This is a genomic window from Brucella sp. H1_1004 (assembly GCF_047308065.1).
In the GTDB taxonomy this organism is placed as follows: Bacteria; Pseudomonadota; Alphaproteobacteria; order Rhizobiales; family Rhizobiaceae; genus Brucella; species Brucella pseudogrignonensis_B.
Genome location: NZ_JAYKZA010000002.1, coordinates 1834891 through 1853749, shown reverse-complemented (window position 1 = coordinate 1853749; position 18859 = coordinate 1834891). Strand labels below are relative to the sequence as shown.

Below are 18859 nucleotides of genomic sequence, written 5' to 3'. Positions count from 1 at the left end.
GCCTTTTTGTTTTATTTTTTGGGTTTCCCGCCATACCAGCGCGGCGTATAAACCCACTCGCCGCCTTCCGCGCAAGGAAAGCGGACAGTGTGCGATGAGCCGACAATGACAACAGTGCGCATGTCGACATCGTCAGGTGTGAGTTGCCCGAGCGAAACAACGCGGGTTGTTTCCGTAGGCCTTCCTATATCGCGACCAAGCACGACTGGCGTTTCAGCATCGCGATACTGCAGCAGGATTTCTAGCGCTCGACCAAGCTGATGCGGGCGGGCTTTGGAAATGGGATTATAGAAAGCCATGGCAAGATCAGCTTGTGCTGCCAGTGCGAGGCGTTTCTCGATCACATCCCAGGGTTTGAGATTGTCCGAAAGCGAGATGATGCAGAAATCGTGCCCAAGTGGTGCACCAATGCGGGACGCCGCTGCCATGGCCGCCGAAATGCCGGGTTGAATAACCAGTTCAACACCCTGCCACGCCACATCAGATGATTCATGCAATGCCTCAACAACCGCTGCAGCCATGGCAAATACGCCCGGATCGCCGGAAGACACCATCACGACGTCGCGGCCTGAAGCTGCAAGCTCAAAAGCATGGCGTGCGCGCTGCATTTCTTCGCGATTGTCGGTCATGTGAATGATCTGATCGTCGCGAAAGGGCCCTGCCATACGGACATAGGTTTCATAGCCGAGTACGTCTTCGGCCTGTTCCAGATCACGCTGTACGGCTGGCGTCATCAGATCACGGGAACCGGGACCAAGCCCAATAACCGTGAGCTTGCCGCGTTTGCGACCGATAAAAAGAACATCGGCAGGAGTTGCTGCAGCAACCAGCGTCAGGCTTTCAGTCGCTATGTGTTGAACAGGGTTTTCGACAGAGGCGGCTGTAAGATCGGCATCACCTGCAACAAAGCGCAAGGGTGCTTTCAGTGCTTTGGCAGCCTCATGGATATACGGTGATGCGCAATCTTTCTCGTGAGCCAGAAGTAAAGCAAGTGAGTCTATCGATAGGCCTGTATCGTCAAAGGCTTGTCCGATCAGACCCGCAAGGTCTTCGGTCGGCTTTTCGATAGCGATGGCAATTGTTCGCGGATGATAGATCAGCTCATTTGCCTGTGGCGTGCGGGTTTCGGGCGTGATGCTGATTGTGAGCTGCCCATCGTCTGCAAACGGCAGTTTTGAAGCGGAGAGCCAGCGAGAATTGCCTTTGATTTGTAGTGTCTGGCCTGCCAGCAAGTCGGACATGAATGTCTTGGCAGCGTCCGGATTGGCGAGTGTCAGTTCTGCCGGAGGATGAAGCAGGTTGATGCCAAAGCGCAACTCGCCAGTTGTGGTGATTGCGGGCGCGACCTCCAATGCATGAGCGATTGTTCGCGCCATCTCGTTGACGCCCGACAGACCGCCAAGCAATGGCACGACCGCGCTGCCATCCTCTGCAACGGCCAGAACTGGTGGTTCGATGCGCTTGTTTTGCAGAAGAGGTGCAACGGCGCGGATGATGATGCCTGAAGCGCATAAGGCGATCACAGGTCGGCCTTCTTCATAAAGTGCGCGGATTACATCGCCAAAATGAGCAAAGCTTTTGTCGGCGCTTTGAACGCGGTTTTCCAGTCCCAGCACTTCCGCGTTTCCAAGTGCGGATTGCACTTTCCGCGCCGTGGAAATTGCAGCTTCGCTCAAGATCAGAATTGCAGGCTTCATGCGCCGTTCCATTTGCTGCCCGGAACGAGAATGATCGAGAAATATGGGCAATCGCTACCACTCACCTCGGCCAGTGGCGCAATACGCTGGTTTTGCATGGTTGCACGCTCGATATAAAGCGCACGATCCATCAGCCCAAGCTCCTTTAGCACATCACGCACCTTGTCGAGATTCTTGCCGAGTTTCATGATGGCTGCGGCCTCAGTACCAGTGAGGCGTGTTTTGAGTTCTTCCGCACCCATGACGCCTGAAAGGATCGACAGGGTTTGGTTGCGGTAGACTAAAGGTGCGCCGAGCACGGCAGCAGCGCCCAGAACAGAGCAAACGCCAGGCACGACTTCCGTTTCGTATTTTTCAGACAGTCGGTCATGGATATACATGAACGAGCCATAGAAGAACGGATCACCTTCCGCGATCACGGCCACATCATGGCCCGCATCAAGATGACTTGCAATCGTCGTTGTGATCTCGGTATAGAAATCGCTGACGATCTGCTCATAATCCATGTGATCGGGCAGTTTTTCCGTTGTTACCGGGTAGATGAGGGGAACCAAGGTCTGTTCTGACGACAGATAGGTTTCGACGATCGTCAGGGCATTGCCCTTTTTGCCCTTGGCTGCGTGGTAGGCGACTACGGGAGCAGATTTGAGCAGTCGAAGCGCTTTGAGTGTGATGAGTTCGGGATCGCCGGGGCCGACACCCAGACCATAGAGCATGCCTTTTGGGGCCATTATTCGCGCTCCGAAGCAAGTGCATTGACGGCAGCTGCGGTCATAGCGCTACCACCACGACGCCCGCGCACAATGACGAAAGGGACACTACGGCTGTTCTCAGCCAACTCGTCCTTGGATTCTGCAGCACCCACAAAGCCGACCGGCATACCAATAATAAGCGCAGGTTTGGGCGCGCCATTGTCAAGCATTTCAAACAGGCGGAAGAGGGCGGTTGGCGCATTGCCGATTGCAACCACGCTGCCTTCAAGGTGTGGAAGCCAGAGATCGAGGGCTGCGGCAGAGCGTGTATTGCTGATCTTTTTCGCCAGCTCTGGAACCGATGGATCGTTCAGTGTGCAGATAACATTATTATTGGCTGGCAGTCGCGAACGGGTAATGCCTTCTGCAACCATCCGCGCATCGCAGAGTATTGGCGCACCTTTGAGTAAAGCATCACGTCCGGCCTGTCCTGCGCCTTCTGAGAAGACGATGTCCTCAACGATATCGACCATGCCAGATGCGTGAGCCACGCGCACGGCGAGCTTTTCGAGATCCGCAGGGATACGACTCAGATCAGCCTCGGCGCGGATGATGGCGAAGGAGCGGTCATAAATGGCCTGCCCGTCGCGGATGTAATCTGTCATGGCGTCCGCTTTTGCTATTTGTTCAGCAGCTTTGCTGCCTCATCAATGGTGATGTTTGACGCCAATAACCGCCCAAAGCGCGCTGGTCCAGCTTTGTCTTGTAAAAACAGGTCGTAATGCATTGGGGAGCGGGCAAGAAGCGTATGTGGCAAGGGAGAAATTGCAGCGCAGGATTTGGCGCAGCCTGTAATGTGAATCTGTTTGGTGTCACTTTGTAGCTTAAGTGCAAGCTTTTCACTGTCCGCCTGCGTGTCTGCAAGCGCCGAGGCGCAGCCTTTGGAACCGGAACATGCACGAAGGCGGGCGGCAGGGGAAGTTGGCTCGGTTGAGAGGCCTAAGGCATGCAGCGCACTGATGATGCTCTCGCTTTCAGCTTCCCCAATATGCGGGATCAGAATGCCCTGCCATGGGGTGAGGTGCAGTTCTTCGCTTGCAAATTTGGCAAGTCCACGCAGTTGCTGCGGTGTTAGGCGACCAAGCAACGGCATGGCGCCGACATAGAAGTTACCATCGAGTTGACGATGTAAGCCAAGATGCTCGTGAGCGATGGGTGCCTTGCGCTGCCAGCTGGGTGATGCATCAAATGCAAATGGAAGTGTTTGCAGAAACTCTGCGACCGGCATCACCTCGAAGAGGTGCTTCATGCGGGCAATGCCTTTTTGGCTCGCGCCAAGGAAATGTTGTAGCAGAGCCTCGATAAAAGGCAGGGCTTGCTCGCTTGAAACTGCGCCAAGCGCCTGTTTGTCAGGCGAGGAAGCCAGTCCAAACGCATAGGCTTTGCCGCCTTCAATGGCTGAGAGCCAGATGTCGCCGGGATGCGAAATCATAGCGCAATCTTCGCCACCATCGATTTGGAGCGAGAATTTGGGCGACAGCGCGTGATAGGTCTCGTTTTCCTGCAAAACGGAGAGCAGATTGGCGGCGAGGGCAGTCACATCGCTAATCTGACCATGATCAATACCAGCAGTCGGGCTGACCATGACATTGCGAACATCATCAGCTCCTGCGTTTTGCGCGCCAAGCCCTGACTCATTAAGCGCTTCGATGACATCCTGCCAGACGTCAGGATGAATGCCGCGAAGCTGAATATTGGAGCGAATCGACAATTCAATCGCGCCCGTTTTAAATCGTTCGGCGATATCTGCGATGGCCTGAAGCTGTGCCACGCTGAGCCTTCCGAGCCGAAGCTTGATACGGGCGATTGCACCATCCTTGCTCATCACCATGCGCGAAAGTCCCGGACAGGCACTACGCCGGTCGGGTCTGATAGCAGTGGTCTGGCTATTTTGCTGGCTCAACATAATGGTCTTATACGCCTTCGCGCTTGCACTTGCTACTGCACCGCCATACGAACGAAGAAAAGGAGCAATGCTTATGAGCTGCTGGCTGACAGTTATCGGTATTGGTGAGGATGGGCTGACGGGTCTTGGAAAGAACGCCCGCGACGCGCTCGACCGTGCTGACGTGATTTTCGGCGGCAAGCGGCATCTGGCCTTGCTCAATCCTGACATTCAAGCCGAGCAGATTTCATGGCCATCACCGTTCGATAATGCATTTCCAATGATTGAAGACCAACGCGGCAGGCAGGTGGTTGTGCTGGCAAGCGGTGATCCGATGTTCTTTGGCATGGGCGCATCGCTGAGCCGTCATTTCTCGAAACAGGATATGCAGATCATCCCGTTTCCATCATCATTGTCGCTGGCCGCAAGCCGTATGGCTTGGCCTTTGCAGGAGGTACGCACGGTCAGCGTGCATGGTCGTCCTTTTGAACTGCTGTCACCGCATATCCTGCCGGGCGAGAAAATTCTCGTATTGAGCAATGATGGCACGACGCCTGCGAAAGCTGCGGCCTTACTAAAGGCCAAAGGCTTTGGCCAAAGCCGCCTGACGGTGCTTGAGCATCTCGGCGGAACAAAGGAAAAATCTATCAGCGGTAGTGCTGATGGTTGGTCACATGAAAACTGTGCCGATCTCAATGTTTTGGCAATTGAATGCATCGCGGCGCCAGATGCGGCTGTCTTTTCTCCTGTCAGCGGATTGCCAGACCATGCTTTTGAAAATGACGGTCAGCTTACGAAGCGCGATATACGTGCAGTGACACTGTCACGGTTGCAGCCGCTGCAGCGTGAGCTTTTATGGGATGTGGGTGCTGGTTGTGGCTCGATTGGTATTGAATGGATGCGCGTTCATCCTTCTTGTCGGGCTATCGCAATCGAAGCTGACGAAGCAAGGCAAGCTATCATTGAGCGCAATGCGCGTGATTTGGGCGTGCCCGGTCTGCAGCTTGTGAAAGGTGAAGCGCCGGAAGCATTGAGAGGCCTTGAAGCACCGGATGCGATTTTCATTGGTGGTGGCGTTACGGATGCGGGCGTGATCGAAGCCTGCTGGAAAGCCCTAAAGCCCGGAGGACGCTTGATTGCCAATGCCGTTACATTGCAAAGCGAAATGCTGCTTTTCAACTGGCAACAGCGATATGGCGGTGAATTGACACGCTTGCAAGTTGCACAGGCAGGCGCGCTTGGTTCCTTCGATGCATGGCGTCAGGCACTCCCCGTCACAATTTATTGCGGTATCAAGACAAAATGATGACTTGAATAGTCATATTATGTTCGGTTAAGGCTTGATCGTGATTTCTGATGAGGAGACAGGCATGTCCGAATTGAGCCTGAACGCCAACGCCCGTATTGCACTCGATAACCCTGATCGTATCGTTAATCAGCTGCTGGATCATTTTGATGAGCATGGTGATGTGGAACGGAACGAAAGCAGTGCAAAGCTGGTGCTCAGTTTCGGTCAGGCGGATGTGCGATGGAATGACGAAGCTGTCGATGTCGATGTACGCAGTGACGATGATACCGGCCTTGCCTATATGAAGCTGTCGATTGCTTCGCACATATTAGAGTTTTTGGACAAAGACGAAACGGCACCGAAAATACGCTGGGTTGGTGATGGTGCAGCCGGAGAATTGCTGCCTTACTTCCGCGAGATGAAGGTCGTTTCGGTTTCTGATGTCACGCCCCATATGCGCCGCGTGCGTTTGCAGGGCAGTGATCTCAAACGTTTTTCGCAACATGGCCTGCATATCCGTCTGCTCTTCCCGCAGAAGGCACTGGCTCAACCGCAATGGCCGGTCATGGGTGAAGATGGTCGTCCGGTATGGCCTGAAGGTGAAGCACAGATTGTTGCGCGTGTTTACACTATTCGCCAGCTGGATGCAGACGCAGGCTGGGTTGATATTGACATGGTCATCCATGGTGATGATTGCGATGCGCCGGGTTCTGGTTGGGCAACGAGCGTGAAGCCGGGGGATATTGTCGGCATGACCGGTCCCGGTGGCGGCGATGCGGCGCAAGATGCAAAGTGGTATTTGCTGGCTGGTGACGAAACAGCATTGCCAGCGATCGGTCGAATTTTGGAGCGTCTTCCGGAAGGGGCGAAAGCTGTCGTTCGTGTTGAAATTGATAGTGCGGCAGAAGAACAGATTATTCAGACCAAAGCTGATGTTGATCTTCAATGGCTGCATCGTAACGGTCAGGAAGCTGGAACGACCACGCTTTTGCAAGATGCTGTTCAGATAGTGGAGTTGCCCGAAAACGAAGAGAATATTTATGTTTGGGTAGGATGCGAGTTCAATGCGTTTCGCGCCATCCGCACCTATATGCGCAAAGAGCGCAATGTGCCTAAGGATAAGCAGCTGATTGTTGCCTATTGGCGGCGTGGCAAGGATGGAGATAATGCCCGTCGTGGATCGGATGATTGAAAAAAGGGGACCGTTGGGTCCCCTTTTTATTCGATTACCTGCGGAAACCTTCACTGGCAGCCATCAGGTTCTTCGTGTAGTCGGCCGATATTTTACCACTAACAAGATCACCGGCTTCCAGCTGCTCGACCACTTCACCATTACGCATGACGGCCAGCCGCTCACACATATGGGTAACAACTCCAAGATCATGACTGACCATAACGAAGGTCAGTTTACGGTCGCGGCGGACCTGTTCGAGCAGGTTGAGCACTTCGGCCTGCACAGAGGCATCAAGCGCTGAGGTTGGCTCATCAAGAAGCAGAATGCTTGGCTCGATGATCAGTGCGCGTGCAATCGCAATACGCTGACGCTGGCCGCCTGAAAGCTGATGCGGGTAGCGGAAACGAAAGCCGGAGCCTAGTCCCACTTCATCCAGTGCGCGCACGATACGTTTTTCCGTATCACCGATGCCATGGATAGCGAGTGGTTCAAGTAACAGCCGATCAACGGTCTGCCGCGGATGCAGCGAGCCATAAGGGTCCTGAAAAACCATCTGAACATTGCGATAGAAGGCTTTATCACGCGGTGTTTTGAGCACCGTTCCATCGATGCGGATTTCGCCGTCGTCAACAGGTGCAAGCCCGGCTACAGCGCGTAGAAGTGTGGATTTGCCGGAACCGGATTCGCCGACCAGACCATAGGATTCTCCGCGCGCGACATCGATACTCACTGATTTCAACGCATGGAATTCATCGAAAAACACGTCGATCTTATCGACGCTAAGTGCTGGTGCAGTGCTCATAGACGCCATGCCTCCTCACGCTGTAAGGTAGGAAGCGGATGACGGTCAGTTCCGAGTTTCGGCATGCAGTTCAGCAATCCTTGCGTATAAGGGTGTTTCGCATTGGCGAGATCACTCGCTGCGATTTCCTCAACAATTTTGCCCGCATACATGACAATCACGCGGTCGCAGAAAGAGGAAACAAGACGCAGATCGTGGCTGACAAAGATCAGCCCCATGCCGCGCTCTGCAACCAGCTTGTCGAGAATACCAAGCACCTCGAGCTGAACAGTCACATCGAGCGCAGATGTTGGCTCGTCCGCGATCAACATTTCCGGCTCTGCTACCAGCATCATGGCGATCATGACGCGCTGCCCCATGCCGCCCGATACCTCATGCGGATAGAGCTTCATGACGCGTTCGGGGTCACGGATTTGTACGGCTTCCAGCATGGCAATCGAACGAGAACGGATTTCCGCACTCGAAAATTTGCCATGAGCTTTCAGCGTTTCAGCAATCTGCCTGCCGATAGTCATCACAGGATTGAGCGAATATTTTGGATCCTGCAAAATCATCGCAATACGACCGCCACGCAAAGAACGGCGTTCGCGTGCAGATGTATTGAGAAGGTCGATACCGTCAAATTCAAGCTTCTTGGCGGTGATTTTCGCATGGGGCGGTGTAAGCCCCATGATGGCGCGTCCGGTCTGAGATTTACCAGAACCGGATTCCCCGACGATCCCAAGACGCTCACGGCCAAGCGTAAAGCTTACGCCGCGAACCGCTTCAATAGCGCCCGTGCGGGTTGGGAAAGTGACGCGAAGGTCTTCAACTGTCAGAAGTGGCTTCATTGGTTGTTACCCCGCGGATCAAGCGCATCGCGCAAGCCATCACCAAGGAAATTGAATCCAAGGCTGACGACGAGAATCGCAATACCCGGCATGGCGGCAACCCACCACTGATCGAGAATAAAGCGACGACCAGAAGCAATCATGGCACCCCATTCTGGCAATGGCGGCTGCGCACCAAGGCCAAGGAAGCCAAGGCCAGCTGCTGTCAGGATAATGCCAGCCATATCAAGCGTCACACGCACGATCAGCGATGATGTGCAAAGCGGCATGACATGGCGCAGGATGATGCGAAACGGCGAAGCACCCATCAGACGCACTGCGGAAATGTAATCCGAATTGCGAATGGTAAGGGTTTCAGCGCGTGCAATACGCGCGTAAGGCGGCCATGAGGTGATCGCGATAGCGATAATGGCGTTTTCAATGCCCGGTCCCAAGGCTGCAACGAAGGCGAGTGCCAGAATGAGCTTTGGGAAGGCAAGGAAAATATCGGTGATACGCATCAGAACCGCATCAACCCAACCACCAGCATAACCGGCAACGGTGCCGACCAGAAGTCCGATTGGCGCTGCAATGATGGCCACCAGAAGCACCACATAAAGCGTCAAGCGTGAGCCATAGATAAGACGCGAAAGAATATCGCGGCCCTGATCATCTGTCCCAAGCCAATAACCCGGCGTGCCCGGAGGAAGTAGGCGGGCGTTGGCAAGGTCGCCCGTATAAGGTGAATGGGGTGCCAGCAAAGGAGCGAAAGCTGCAACGAGCAGCAGTGCAATGATGATAAGCAGGCCGAAAACCGCCAGCTTGTTGGCCGTGAAGCGACGCCAGATCATGTAAGAACGACCGAGACGTGCCTGCATACGCGATTGTGGGCGCTCTGAAAGCAGCCATTCGCGCCACGAAAGATTGGATGTTTCTGTCATTTGGCTCATCGTGCGCGCGTCCTTGGATCGAGAAGCCGATAGAGAAGATCGGACACCAGATTAAGCGCAATGAAGACTGAACCGATGATGATCGTACCACCAAGAACGGCATTCATATCAGCATTTTGCAGTGAATTGGTGATGTAAAGACCAAGTCCCGGCCATGAGAAGATGGTCTCGGTGAGAACCGAGCCTTCAAGAAGACCTGCGTAGGAAAGTGCAATCACAGTCACCAGCGGCACTGCGGCATTGCGAAGAGCATGGCCCCAGATGATGCGGGTTTCTGAAATGCCCTTTGCACGCGCTGCCACGATATATTCCTGCTCAAGTTCGTTGAGCATGAAAGAACGCGTCATACGGCTTATATAGGCCAGTGAAAAGTAACCGAGCAAAGCCGACGGCAAAACAAGGTGCGAGACGATGTTGCGCAGTGCTTCCCAGTCGCGCTGGATGATCGCGTCGACAAGATAAAAGCCGGTGATTGGCGTGAATGTATATTCGAACGTGATGTCGATACGTCCTGGGCCAGCGGTCCAGCCAAGGCGGGCATAGAACACCAGAAGTGCGAGCATACCAAGCCAGAAGATCGGCACAGAATAGCCGACAAGGCCGATTACACGCACGATCTGATCGATGATGCTGCCACGCTTAACAGCGGCTAGAACACCGAGCGGAATGCCGAACAAAGCACCGATGATCGTGCCGATGGTTGCAAGTTCCATCGTTGCCGGGAAGACGCGGCGAATATCGGTCATAACTGGATTGGTTGTCAGAACAGACGTACCGAAATCGCCCTGCAGCACTCCTTTTACATAAAGGTAGAACTGCTGGTAATAAGGGAGGTTAAAGCCCATTTCCTGACGCACGCGCTCAACCACATGCGCGGGTGCGCGGTCACCAACAATGGCTAGAACCGGATCAATCGGCACAACGCGGCCGATGAAAAACGTGACTGCCAGAAGCCCAAGATAGGTGGTGATGACGATCGCCAGAAAACTGGCAATCGCCAAAGCGATGGAAGAGGAGCGCCGTCGGGCGCCCCTCTTTTTCTTTACAGATGTTATTGTACTCAATTGTCTGACCGCTTTTCAGCTCAGTCTTTGCTGACTGGTGCGAGGAAGTTCGAATCGAATGTTGGGCCGAGCTTGTAGCCCTTCACGTCGCCGCGGAGACCTGCAACTTCGATTTGCTGGAACAGCATCACAAACGGGCTTTCTTTAAGAGCTTCCTCTTGAAGCTTCTTATATTCGTCCGCACGCTTATCGTTGTCGCGTTCGAGCAATGCAGCCTGCGTTTGCTTGGTCAGTTCGGGAATTGCCCACGCATTGCGCCATGCCAAAGTCTTGGTGGATGCATCATCGCCATTGTCAGGATTTGAGGTGAAGGCTTCAGCATTCGAATTGGGATCCCAGTAATCCATGCCCCATTGACCGATATAAAGGTCGTGGTTACGCGCACGGTACTTGGTCAGCGTCTGCTTGCCATCACCCGGAATGATGTCGATCTTCACGCCAGCCTTAGCAGCCGACTGCTGGAAGGACTCAGCGATGCCAGTGACTGGCTGCGTGTTGCGAACGTCGAAAGTAACCGACAGACCATCTTTCAAACCAGCCTTGGCGAGCAGTTCCTTGGCCTTTTCGACGTCAAGCTTGTAAGGGCTTGCGTCGAGAGCTCCGAGAACACCCTTCGCCTGATAGGTCTGACGGATTTCGCCGATGCCCTTGATGAGGGTCGAGCCGATTGCATCATAATCAACCAGATATTTGAACGCTTCACGAACTTCTGGCTTGGCCAGGTTGGCGTTCTTCTGGTTGAGGCTGATGTAATAAACTGTACCTTTTGGAGCACTGGCAACGGCTAGATCTTTGTTTTTCTGTACGGCTTCTAGGTCGCCAGGTTCGAGATTGCGCGCAACGTCGACGTCACCCGATTCAAGCATCAGACGCTGTGTGGCGCTCTCCTTGACGTGACGATAAAAGACGCGGGCGAGCTTTGCCTTTTCGCCGTAGTAATTTTCGTTGCGTTCGAGAACGACAACTTCATTGGCGCGCCAATCGCGAATTTTGAACGGACCAGAACCAGCATAGCCAGTCTTCAGCCATGCAGCGGCATAATCGGTGTCATATTTGTAGTCGTCAGTCGGTGTTACCTTGACCGAATGCTCTTCGAGCAGTTTCTGATCCACGATTGCGCCGATGGTCGCGGTCAGGCAGTTCAGCACGAAGCTTGGTGCATAGGCTTTGTCCACTTTCAGAACGAAAGTCGTGTCATCAACCGCTTTGGCGTTTTCAACGACGTTTTCGCCATTCAGACCGAACTGGGTCAGAATGAAAGCCGGGCTTTTATCAAGACGCACTGCGCGCTCAAATGTGTAAGCTACGTCTTTTGCGGTCAGTGGGTTGCCGGAAGCGAACTTGATGTCAGGTTTCATCTTGAAGGTGTAGGTGAGGCCGTCTTCAGAAATGGTCCAGCTTTCAGCAGCACCCGGCACGACCTTTGATGTGTCATTGATGTCGAGGCGAACCAGCATATCGTAGGCATTGCCAATGAATTCAGCTGGCGAAAGCTCGAATGATTCAGCCGGATCGAGCGTGATGGTGTCATCAATTGCCCAAGCCTGAACCAGCGTGTCAGCTGGCGTCGCTGAAAATGCCGGGTTTGCAGCCATGATGGCGGCGAAAGCCGCACTAGCTGCGAGAAGACGAAAACGTCCGAAATGGTTCATGTTAGTTCCCTTTCTGTCTATTGTTTTGTTTCTGGTCAGGCGGCTTCGTGCCAAGCCTGTTTTAATACGCGTACCCAGTTATTGCGGCAGAGCTTTGCAAGTTCGTCCTCACTGTAACCCGCCTTCTGCAAGGCTGTGACGAGGTTCTGCGTTCCGGCAGCGTCGCCAATTTCCGCAGGGATGGTAGCTCCGTCGTAATCTGAGCCAAGGGCCACGCAATCGATGCCCATACGCTCGACCATGTAGTCGATGTGACGGACAACGTCGGATAGTGGCGTTTGAGCGTTTTCCATGCCGTCTGAACGCAACATAGTTGTTGCATAGTTAAGACCCGCAAGCCCTTTGCTCTCCCGGATGGCATCCATCTGACGGTCCGTCAGGTTGCGGGCAACCGGAGTGAGGCCATGGGCATTGGAATGGCTGGCAATCAATGGCTGATCGCTGAGTTTTGCCACATCCCAGAAACCTTTTTCGGTAATGTGCGCGAGGTCGATCAGAATGCCTTTGCGATTACACGCCTTCACCAAGCGCTCGCCAGCCTCGGTCAGGCCCGGACCCGTATCTGGGCTCATCGGGAACGCGAATGGCACGCCATGCGCAAAAATATTATTGCGGCTCCAGACCGGGCCGAGCGAGCGAAGGCCTGCTGCATAGAAAACGTCCAGCGCTGCAAGATCTGCATCAATCGCTTCGCAGCCTTCCATATGAAGCACGGCAGCGAAGGTGTCACCTTCGATAGCTGCATCAAGCTCTGCACCATTGCGGCATAGCTGCCAGCCACCGGCTTCTTCAAGACGAAGTGCGAGCGACGCGAATTCAAGAGCTATGTCCAGCGACGGCGCGCGTTCCAGCGGTGGCGAAAGCGGCGTAACGTAATGACCGTTGGTATCTGGTTTGCCCAGCTCAATATGTTCACCAGATGGAACATAGATGGCGCATATGCCGCCAGCGAGGCCGCCTTTGCGGGAGCGCGGCAGATCGATATGGCCGATCTTTGTGCCGTCGATGAATTCTTTGATTGGGTCGCCACCTTTACGCTGGGTTTCCCAAAGACGCAGAAGGACATCATTATGTCCGTCGAAAACGCGCTGCATATTTCATTCCTAGCTGAACGGCTGGGTGTGCCTTGCCGCTCAATTAAAAGCCGGTTCCGAACGGGGAATTGAACAACGCGCAATCATTTTAAAATTGCAGATGGTGAGCGCCCCATTCGAACCTTTGATATATAAGATGTTGCTCGCTTGAGGAGTCAAGCTCTCTGCAGCGCCACCTAACATTTTGGGTCTTGGAAACAGTGCAAAAACAAAGGGCTGCACGTTAAGTGCAGCCCTTTGTGCAAAAACAGCATGTGTTAATGCTTAAGCGGAATGATCTGCTTCGGAATAACTAGAAGCGGTAGTTCACGCCAGCCTTGATCGAATGATTCTTGAGATTGTTGGTCTGACTGACACCGTTCACCTTGGACTTTACGTCACCAAAGCGCTGGAAGTCATATTCAGCCTTCACGGAGAGTGGGCCCGAAATTGCCTGTTCAACGCCAGCGCCGATCAGTGCGCCGCCTTCCCAACCTGGGCCAGACGTGGTTGCATCCTTCGCTTTGAACTTGGTTACGCCGTAACCAGCAGTGCCGTAAACGAGGGTTTTGTCGAAAGCATAGCCGACTTTACCCTTGGCATTTGCATTCCAGGACTGCTGGAGGCTGCCGCCATTGCCAATGCGATGTTCGGCTTCAGCAAAATTGCCTTCCAGCTCACCGCCGAATACGATGTTGCCGCTCTGCATATTTTTGCCAACGACTGCACCACCGAGAAGGCCAGTGCGGTTGGTGAATGGGCCAGGAACTTTCGACGAAGAAGCGCCAATCTGTGCACCGACATAGTTGCCTGACCAGTCATGTGGACCCGATGCAACAGGTTCGTTGTAGGTGTAATTGTTGTTGTCCATCATATCGGCAGCGATGGATGGGCCAGCAAAGGCAACGAGTGCGGCACCGAACGCCGCGGCGATGTATGAACGCTTCAACATTTTTTACTCCAGTTTTTCCGCCCGAAACGCTGACGGAAAATATGCGTGATTTACTTTGAAGGGCCGATTCCGGTTATCTTCAATCTGATTATGTCCTCGCTTGTGATTGTGTCCAAATTTAAGAAAATTCGAGCTAGATCGAGGGTAAAGCCCTTTGTTTCAGGCGGTATGCTTAATGAAGGATGAACACGCTGCTCATGCGTTTCAGATAAGTTTTAGACCGCGCATACTGACATGTCCGTGCTTGCCAATGATGATATGGTCATGGACAGAAATGCTCAAAGATTTGGCCGCATCGACCAAAAGCTTTGTCATGTCGATGTCAGCACGAGAGGGTGTTGGATCACCGGATGGGTGATTGTGCACCTATCGGCGCTCTCGAAAATTTACATACTAATCAATATGTTGCGACCAGACGCGGTGGGAGTGGAGCCGTTAATAGGGGTATGTAATTCGCCTCGACTAATCGAAAATCCGGTGTGCCCCGGCCGATCCCGCACGGGACCGGACTTACACGCTGATGCATGACTTTCATGACTCATCGCCACTGCACCAACAAGGGCTGACTTCCGATGAGCCTGCGGACCGCAGTCGTCAGGTTTCCGAGGCCAGCCCCCATCTCAATTGGTGTCGGCCTCAGATTAATCTGTGGCGGCAGACGCGAACGATATGCGCCTGCACGCGGTCAAGTTTGACCGATCCCATCGATCGAGCTCGTCTGTAGGATATAAGATCGCCTTGCCGATCTTGATATATGACGGCCCGATTCTCTTGCATCGCCAGTTTCGCAACGTGCCGTCGCTGACCTTGTTACGATAGCGTTCGACGACCTCTTCGCAGGTCAGATAAGTAGGGTCAGACACAGTATCTCCAGGCTAGAATGATAAATTGTGCAACAGCCTGTTGCACAAATGCAGGCACGATACGCAGCCGCCCTATGGCGTGCGGACCATAGCGAGCGTCCGCGAGTGTGATTGGCGCTATGCCTTGCGGCGAAACTCTGCCGCTCGGCGTGCGGCGGGGCGTACCATTTGGCTGTTTGAGTCGGACGTTGATGTCGTCGTGCCCAGGTCTGCCCAAGCCGTCAGATCTTCGAGAGCGTAGACCACCCGGGCACCAAGTTTGCGATAGACTGGACCAGTTCCAAAGGTGTGATGCTTTTCGAGCGTCCATGGCGACAAACCAAGAAAGAGGGCCGCCTCGTCTGTTCGGACATACCGAGTTGAGAGGTCGGATAAGTGCATATGATATCTCCGTGCTTCGCATGCCGGAGAGGCATGCCTGCGGGCACTTCCACGATTCCTTCTAAAAGAGCGATCCGTCCGCAGTCGCTGACCTATCCGGTCAAGCGCAAACTCTCGCAGCTATCGAGCCCGCGAGCTGATACTTGACATTACTTGGACGATTGAAGTGCTGATTGATAAAAAAGAGTAGAAAATCACGGCCCGTTTGGCTGGCCATCTCGCAAAATGCAGCAATGCAACCTAACTTTGAGTCGATATGAAAGCTTCGAGCGAGAGGGGGGAATTATGGAGTTTGCGCCGGGCGATACGGTTCAGCTGAAATCGGGCGGACCGATCATGACGGTTGAGCAGGTCGGCGAGTATTGGTCGATCGAAGGCACCGCGGTTTGGTGCGTGTGGTTTGAGAAGGTTGGCAACAAGCAAGTCGCCTCGCGGGAGACATTCGCCGCTGTTGCGGTGGACAAAACCGAGCGACCTGGTTTCGCGTCGGTTCAGGTGATGCGAGGCTGATCGATGATCCGGGGGGCGTTCATCGGCATCGATCGGCATACGGATCCCTTCATCGGTGATCTGACGGGAGCCTCGCGCGATGCCACCGCTTTGTGGGCGGTGCTGTCGGACAGCATTGCCGATCTCCACGCGCCCCTGATAACGGACGATGCCGCGACACTGGCTGCGCTGCGCGATGTTCTCGACGCGACGCTCGGCGCCGCGGATGAAGACGATGTGGTGATCCTCGGGTTCGCCGGACACGGCACGCAAGACCACCGTCTGGTTCTGCATGATACGAATGTAGCCGATCTGCCGAACACGACGCTCGGTATGGACGAGCTCGCTCAGCGTTTTCGAGAGACCAGAGCGCGTGCAGTCATCCTGCTGCTGGATTGCTGCTTCAGTGGCGGTGCTCCGGCGCGCGTGATCGATGCCGGCCTGGTCCCCCGTGACGCAGTGGCTTTCCCGCTCGTCGAGGTGGCAGGTCAGGGACGTATCCTGTTCGCCGCATCCGCAGCCGACCAAGAGGCGCTAGAGGATCCCCAATCGCGGCACGGCCTCTTCACCAAGGCTGTCATTGACGTTTTGCTGGCCGCAGACGCCCCTCTCGGGGTGCTTGAGCTCGTCGATCGCGTTACTCGCCTTGTCACGGCGAATGCTGGGCGATTTGGCTATATCCAGTCGCCGACCATGTTCGGCCAGACCGAAGGCGATCTCGTTCTTCCTCCCGGCCAGATCGGTGCCCGCTATCGTGAAGCCTTTCCCGAACGGGTCAATTTTCAGACCACCGGCGACATTCGCGAACTGGCGGAAGCGGGAATTCCGCAAGAAGCCGTCGACGCATGGCATGAGCGCTTTTCTCATGGGCTCAACGAACTTCAGATTGAAGCGGTCAACGAACAGGGGGTGCTGGACGGCAACTCGCTCATGGTCGTCGCGCCGACCAGTGCAGGAAAGACTTTCATCGGTGAGTTGGCTGCGCTCAAGGCCATCGCGGATGGCCGCAAAGCAGTGTTCCTGCTGCCCTACAAGGCGCTCGTGAACGAGAAATTTGAAGACTTCTCTGCCCTCTACGGGGATCGCCTGGGGCTCCGGATTGCTCGTTGCTCCGGCGATTGGCAGGATCAGGTCGGTACCGTCCTGCGCGGCAAATACGACATCGCGTTCTTCACCTACGAGAAGTTCCTCAGCATGTCGGTCGCCTCCGCGCACATGCTCAATCAGATTGGCCTGGTCGTGCTCGACGAGGCGCAGTTCATCACTGAGCCAGGTCGCGGCATGGTGGTCGAACTATTGCTCACGAACCTTGTGAGCGCACGCCAACGCGGCGTTTCTCCGCAGCTCATCACATTGAGTGCGGTTATCGGTCACGCCAACCATTTCGACCGCTGGCTCGGCTGCGGCCTTCTGCAAACTGATCATCGGCCGGTCCCATTGGTGGAAGGCGTGCTTGATCGAACTGGTGCATTGACTCGCTTGGGGCCGAACGGTCCTGAAACTGTCCAATTCCTCGATCGCTTTGCGGTCCGCCAGCGTGGCCAAAATCAATCGTCGCAAGACGTGATCGTACCGCTGGTGCGCCATCTCATCGATGCAGGTGAGAAAGTCATCGTCTTCCGCAACGCGCGTGGCCCGGCGAGCGGCTGCGCAAACTACCTCGCTGCCGAGCTTGGGCTTCCGGCAGCGCAAGACGTGATCGATGCGCTCCCCGAAGGTGACCTTTCCCAAATGTCCGAGAGCCTTCGACGTGCTCTGGCGGGCGGCATCGCATTCCACAACGGCGATCTCACTCGAGATGAGCGTGTCGCAGTGGAGCGCGGCTTCCGCCGGCAAGACGGCCAGATCAGAGTGCTCGTCGCAACCAGCACGGTTGCAGCGGGCGTGAACACGCCTGCATCTACTGTCATCATTGCCGAGACCGATTTTCCTGGCCGCGAGCGGCAGCCGTACACGGTGGCTCAATACAAGAACATGGCAGGCCGTGCCGGTCGCTTGGGGTTTGAAGTTGAGGGGAAGGCTATCCTGCTCGCCGATACTCCCATGGAGCGCAATCAACTTTTCCGGCAATATGTGCAGGGTCAGCCAGAGGTTATCCGGTCATCGTTCAACCCGAACCAGCCGGGCACCTGGGTGATCCGTTTGCTAACGCAGGTCAGAGATGTTCCGCGCGGAGCGGTCGTCGACCTGATCGCAAATACATATGGCGGTTATCTCGCCGCCCTCCAGAATCCGGCGTGGCGCGATCGTATGGTCCCGACACTGGAGCGGCTGTTGGACCGTATGATCGCCGATGGCCTGATCGAGGTAGACGGCGACAATCTCCGACTGACGATGCTTGGGAGAGCCTGCGGAGAGTCGCCCCTCACGCTCGAGTCGGCGATGCGCCTCGTTGAGCTGTTGCGTCGCGTTGACCCGGCCGACGCGACGCTGGAAGCCCTCCTTGTACTCGTCGAATGCCTGCCGGAGCGCGACGAGGACTACACACCGCAAACCCGCAATGGTGAGCCGCGGTGGCAGCAGGCCGCCCTTGGCCGCTTCGGACATGGAGTGGGCCGCGCGTTGCAGCATCGCGCTGAAAGCGATGTTGCATTCTATGCCCGGTGCAAGCGAGCGCTCATAGTGAGCGACTGGATCGCTGGTGAACCGACCAACGATATCGAGGCCCGATACTCGTCTAATGCATTCGTCAGGGTAGGGCACGGCGACATTCGCGGCTACGCCGACGGCTCTCGTTTCCTGCTGGAGTCCGCGCTGCGCATTGCCGCGATCGTGCTTGAACGGGCCGAGGATCAGGAAGCAGCAGTGCTATTGCTCACCCGGCTTGATCTCGGTCTTCCAGCCGAAGCGTTGCCGCTGAGTGCCCTTGGCTTCCCTCTGACACGAGGTGAGATTCTTGCGCTTTTCCGGGCGGGTCATTTGACCGGGGAGTCGATTGCCGCTTTAGCCCCCGACGCGGTCGCTGCAATCATCGGCCGCCGTGGAGGTGAACTGCATGAGGCAGTGCAGCCACCTATATTGGCGTAGC

General features: G+C 55.1%; 17 protein-coding genes and 1 pseudogene. 4 read left to right on the top strand and 14 right to left on the bottom strand.

All coding sequences use genetic code 11. The features are described 5' to 3' along the window. Nucleotides 1–11: 11 nt before the first annotated feature. The 4 genes from cobJ to cobG are packed head-to-tail and all read right to left on the bottom strand — an operon-like array spanning nucleotide 12 to nucleotide 4355. Nucleotides 12–1697: a precorrin-3B C(17)-methyltransferase gene (cobJ, locus tag U2P60_RS16400; protein WP_413573374.1), complete on the bottom strand. Its 1686-nt coding sequence runs from the start codon at nucleotides 1695–1697 to the stop codon at nucleotides 12–14. Continuing rightward, nucleotides 1694–2428, bottom strand: a complete 735-nt coding sequence (locus tag U2P60_RS16395; protein WP_413573373.1) for a precorrin-2 C(20)-methyltransferase — start codon at nucleotides 2426–2428, stop codon at nucleotides 1694–1696. The genes cobJ and U2P60_RS16395 overlap by 4 nt, the downstream gene beginning before the upstream one ends. Next, nucleotides 2428–3054, bottom strand: coding sequence for a precorrin-8X methylmutase (locus tag U2P60_RS16390; RefSeq protein WP_413573372.1), 627 nt, complete (start codon nucleotides 3052–3054; stop codon nucleotides 2428–2430). The genes U2P60_RS16395 and U2P60_RS16390 overlap by 1 nt, the downstream gene beginning before the upstream one ends. Before the next feature lie 14 nt (nucleotides 3055–3068). Further along, a complete protein-coding gene (cobG, locus tag U2P60_RS16385) occupies nucleotides 3069–4355 on the bottom strand; it encodes a precorrin-3B synthase (protein WP_413573371.1) in 1287 nt (428 codons plus the stop codon). A 73-nt stretch (nucleotides 4356–4428) separates the two neighbouring features. On the opposite strand from cobG, the gene cbiE reads away from it, so the two are divergent. Both cbiE and U2P60_RS16375 read left to right on the top strand, forming a co-directional pair. Then, nucleotides 4429–5640: a precorrin-6y C5,15-methyltransferase (decarboxylating) subunit CbiE gene (gene cbiE / locus U2P60_RS16380; RefSeq protein WP_413573370.1), complete on the top strand. Its 1212-nt coding sequence runs from the start codon at nucleotides 4429–4431 to the stop codon at nucleotides 5638–5640. Nucleotides 5641–5704: 64 nt separating this feature from the next. Further along, nucleotides 5705–6814: a DUF2218 domain-containing protein gene (locus U2P60_RS16375; protein ID WP_413573369.1), complete on the top strand. Its 1110-nt coding sequence runs from the start codon at nucleotides 5705–5707 to the stop codon at nucleotides 6812–6814. A gap of 34 nt (nucleotides 6815–6848) precedes the next feature. On the opposite strand, the gene U2P60_RS16370 is transcribed toward U2P60_RS16375, so the two are convergent. From U2P60_RS16370 to U2P60_RS16325, 10 genes and pseudogenes are all read right to left on the bottom strand, one after another. Beyond that, a complete protein-coding gene (locus U2P60_RS16370; protein ID WP_413573368.1) occupies nucleotides 6849–7598 on the bottom strand; it encodes an ABC transporter ATP-binding protein in 750 nt (249 codons plus the stop codon). Beyond that, nucleotides 7595–8428, bottom strand: a complete 834-nt coding sequence (locus U2P60_RS16365; protein WP_250042486.1) for an ABC transporter ATP-binding protein — start codon at nucleotides 8426–8428, stop codon at nucleotides 7595–7597. Before U2P60_RS16365 ends, U2P60_RS16370 begins: the two co-directional genes overlap by 4 nt. Beyond that, nucleotides 8425–9357, bottom strand: coding sequence for a nickel transporter permease (gene nikC / locus U2P60_RS16360; protein ID WP_310011175.1), 933 nt, complete (start codon nucleotides 9355–9357; stop codon nucleotides 8425–8427). Before nikC ends, U2P60_RS16365 begins: the two co-directional genes overlap by 4 nt. Further along, on the bottom strand, nucleotides 9354–10421 hold the full coding sequence (locus tag U2P60_RS16355) for an ABC transporter permease (protein WP_413573367.1): 1068 nt from the start codon (nucleotides 10419–10421) through the stop codon (nucleotides 9354–9356). The genes nikC and U2P60_RS16355 overlap by 4 nt, the downstream gene beginning before the upstream one ends. Before the next feature lie 20 nt (nucleotides 10422–10441). Continuing rightward, on the bottom strand, nucleotides 10442–12073 hold the full coding sequence (locus U2P60_RS16350) for an ABC transporter substrate-binding protein (RefSeq protein WP_413573366.1): 1632 nt from the start codon (nucleotides 12071–12073) through the stop codon (nucleotides 10442–10444). 35 nt (nucleotides 12074–12108) lie between these two features. After that, nucleotides 12109–13167 carry a dipeptidase gene (locus U2P60_RS16345; RefSeq protein WP_413573365.1) on the bottom strand — a complete coding sequence of 353 codons (1059 nt, stop codon included), beginning with the start codon at nucleotides 13165–13167 and terminating at the stop codon, nucleotides 12109–12111. A 292-nt stretch (nucleotides 13168–13459) separates the two neighbouring features. Beyond that, nucleotides 13460–14098, bottom strand: a complete 639-nt coding sequence (locus U2P60_RS16340; RefSeq protein ID WP_313826658.1) for a porin family protein — start codon at nucleotides 14096–14098, stop codon at nucleotides 13460–13462. 204 nt (nucleotides 14099–14302) lie between these two features. After that, nucleotides 14303–14464: pseudogene (locus U2P60_RS16335) on the bottom strand (JAB domain-containing protein); the annotation flags it as partial. Between the two features lie 275 nt (nucleotides 14465–14739). Continuing rightward, entirely contained in the window at nucleotides 14740–14961 is a 222-nt protein-coding gene (locus U2P60_RS16330) for a helix-turn-helix domain-containing protein (protein WP_413573364.1), read from the bottom strand. A gap of 117 nt (nucleotides 14962–15078) precedes the next feature. Then, a complete protein-coding gene (locus U2P60_RS16325; RefSeq protein ID WP_413573363.1) occupies nucleotides 15079–15342 on the bottom strand; it encodes a helix-turn-helix transcriptional regulator in 264 nt (87 codons plus the stop codon). A 285-nt stretch (nucleotides 15343–15627) separates the two neighbouring features. Here U2P60_RS16325 and U2P60_RS16320 point away from each other — a divergent pair, with 285 nt between their 5' ends. Continuing rightward, nucleotides 15628–15852: a YodC family protein gene (locus tag U2P60_RS16320; RefSeq protein WP_413573362.1), complete on the top strand. Its 225-nt coding sequence runs from the start codon at nucleotides 15628–15630 to the stop codon at nucleotides 15850–15852. 3 nt (nucleotides 15853–15855) lie between these two features. Next, on the top strand, nucleotides 15856–18858 hold the full coding sequence (locus U2P60_RS16315) for a DEAD/DEAH box helicase (RefSeq protein WP_413573361.1): 3003 nt from the start codon (nucleotides 15856–15858) through the stop codon (nucleotides 18856–18858). The last annotated feature ends 1 nt before the right edge of the window (nucleotide 18859 follow it).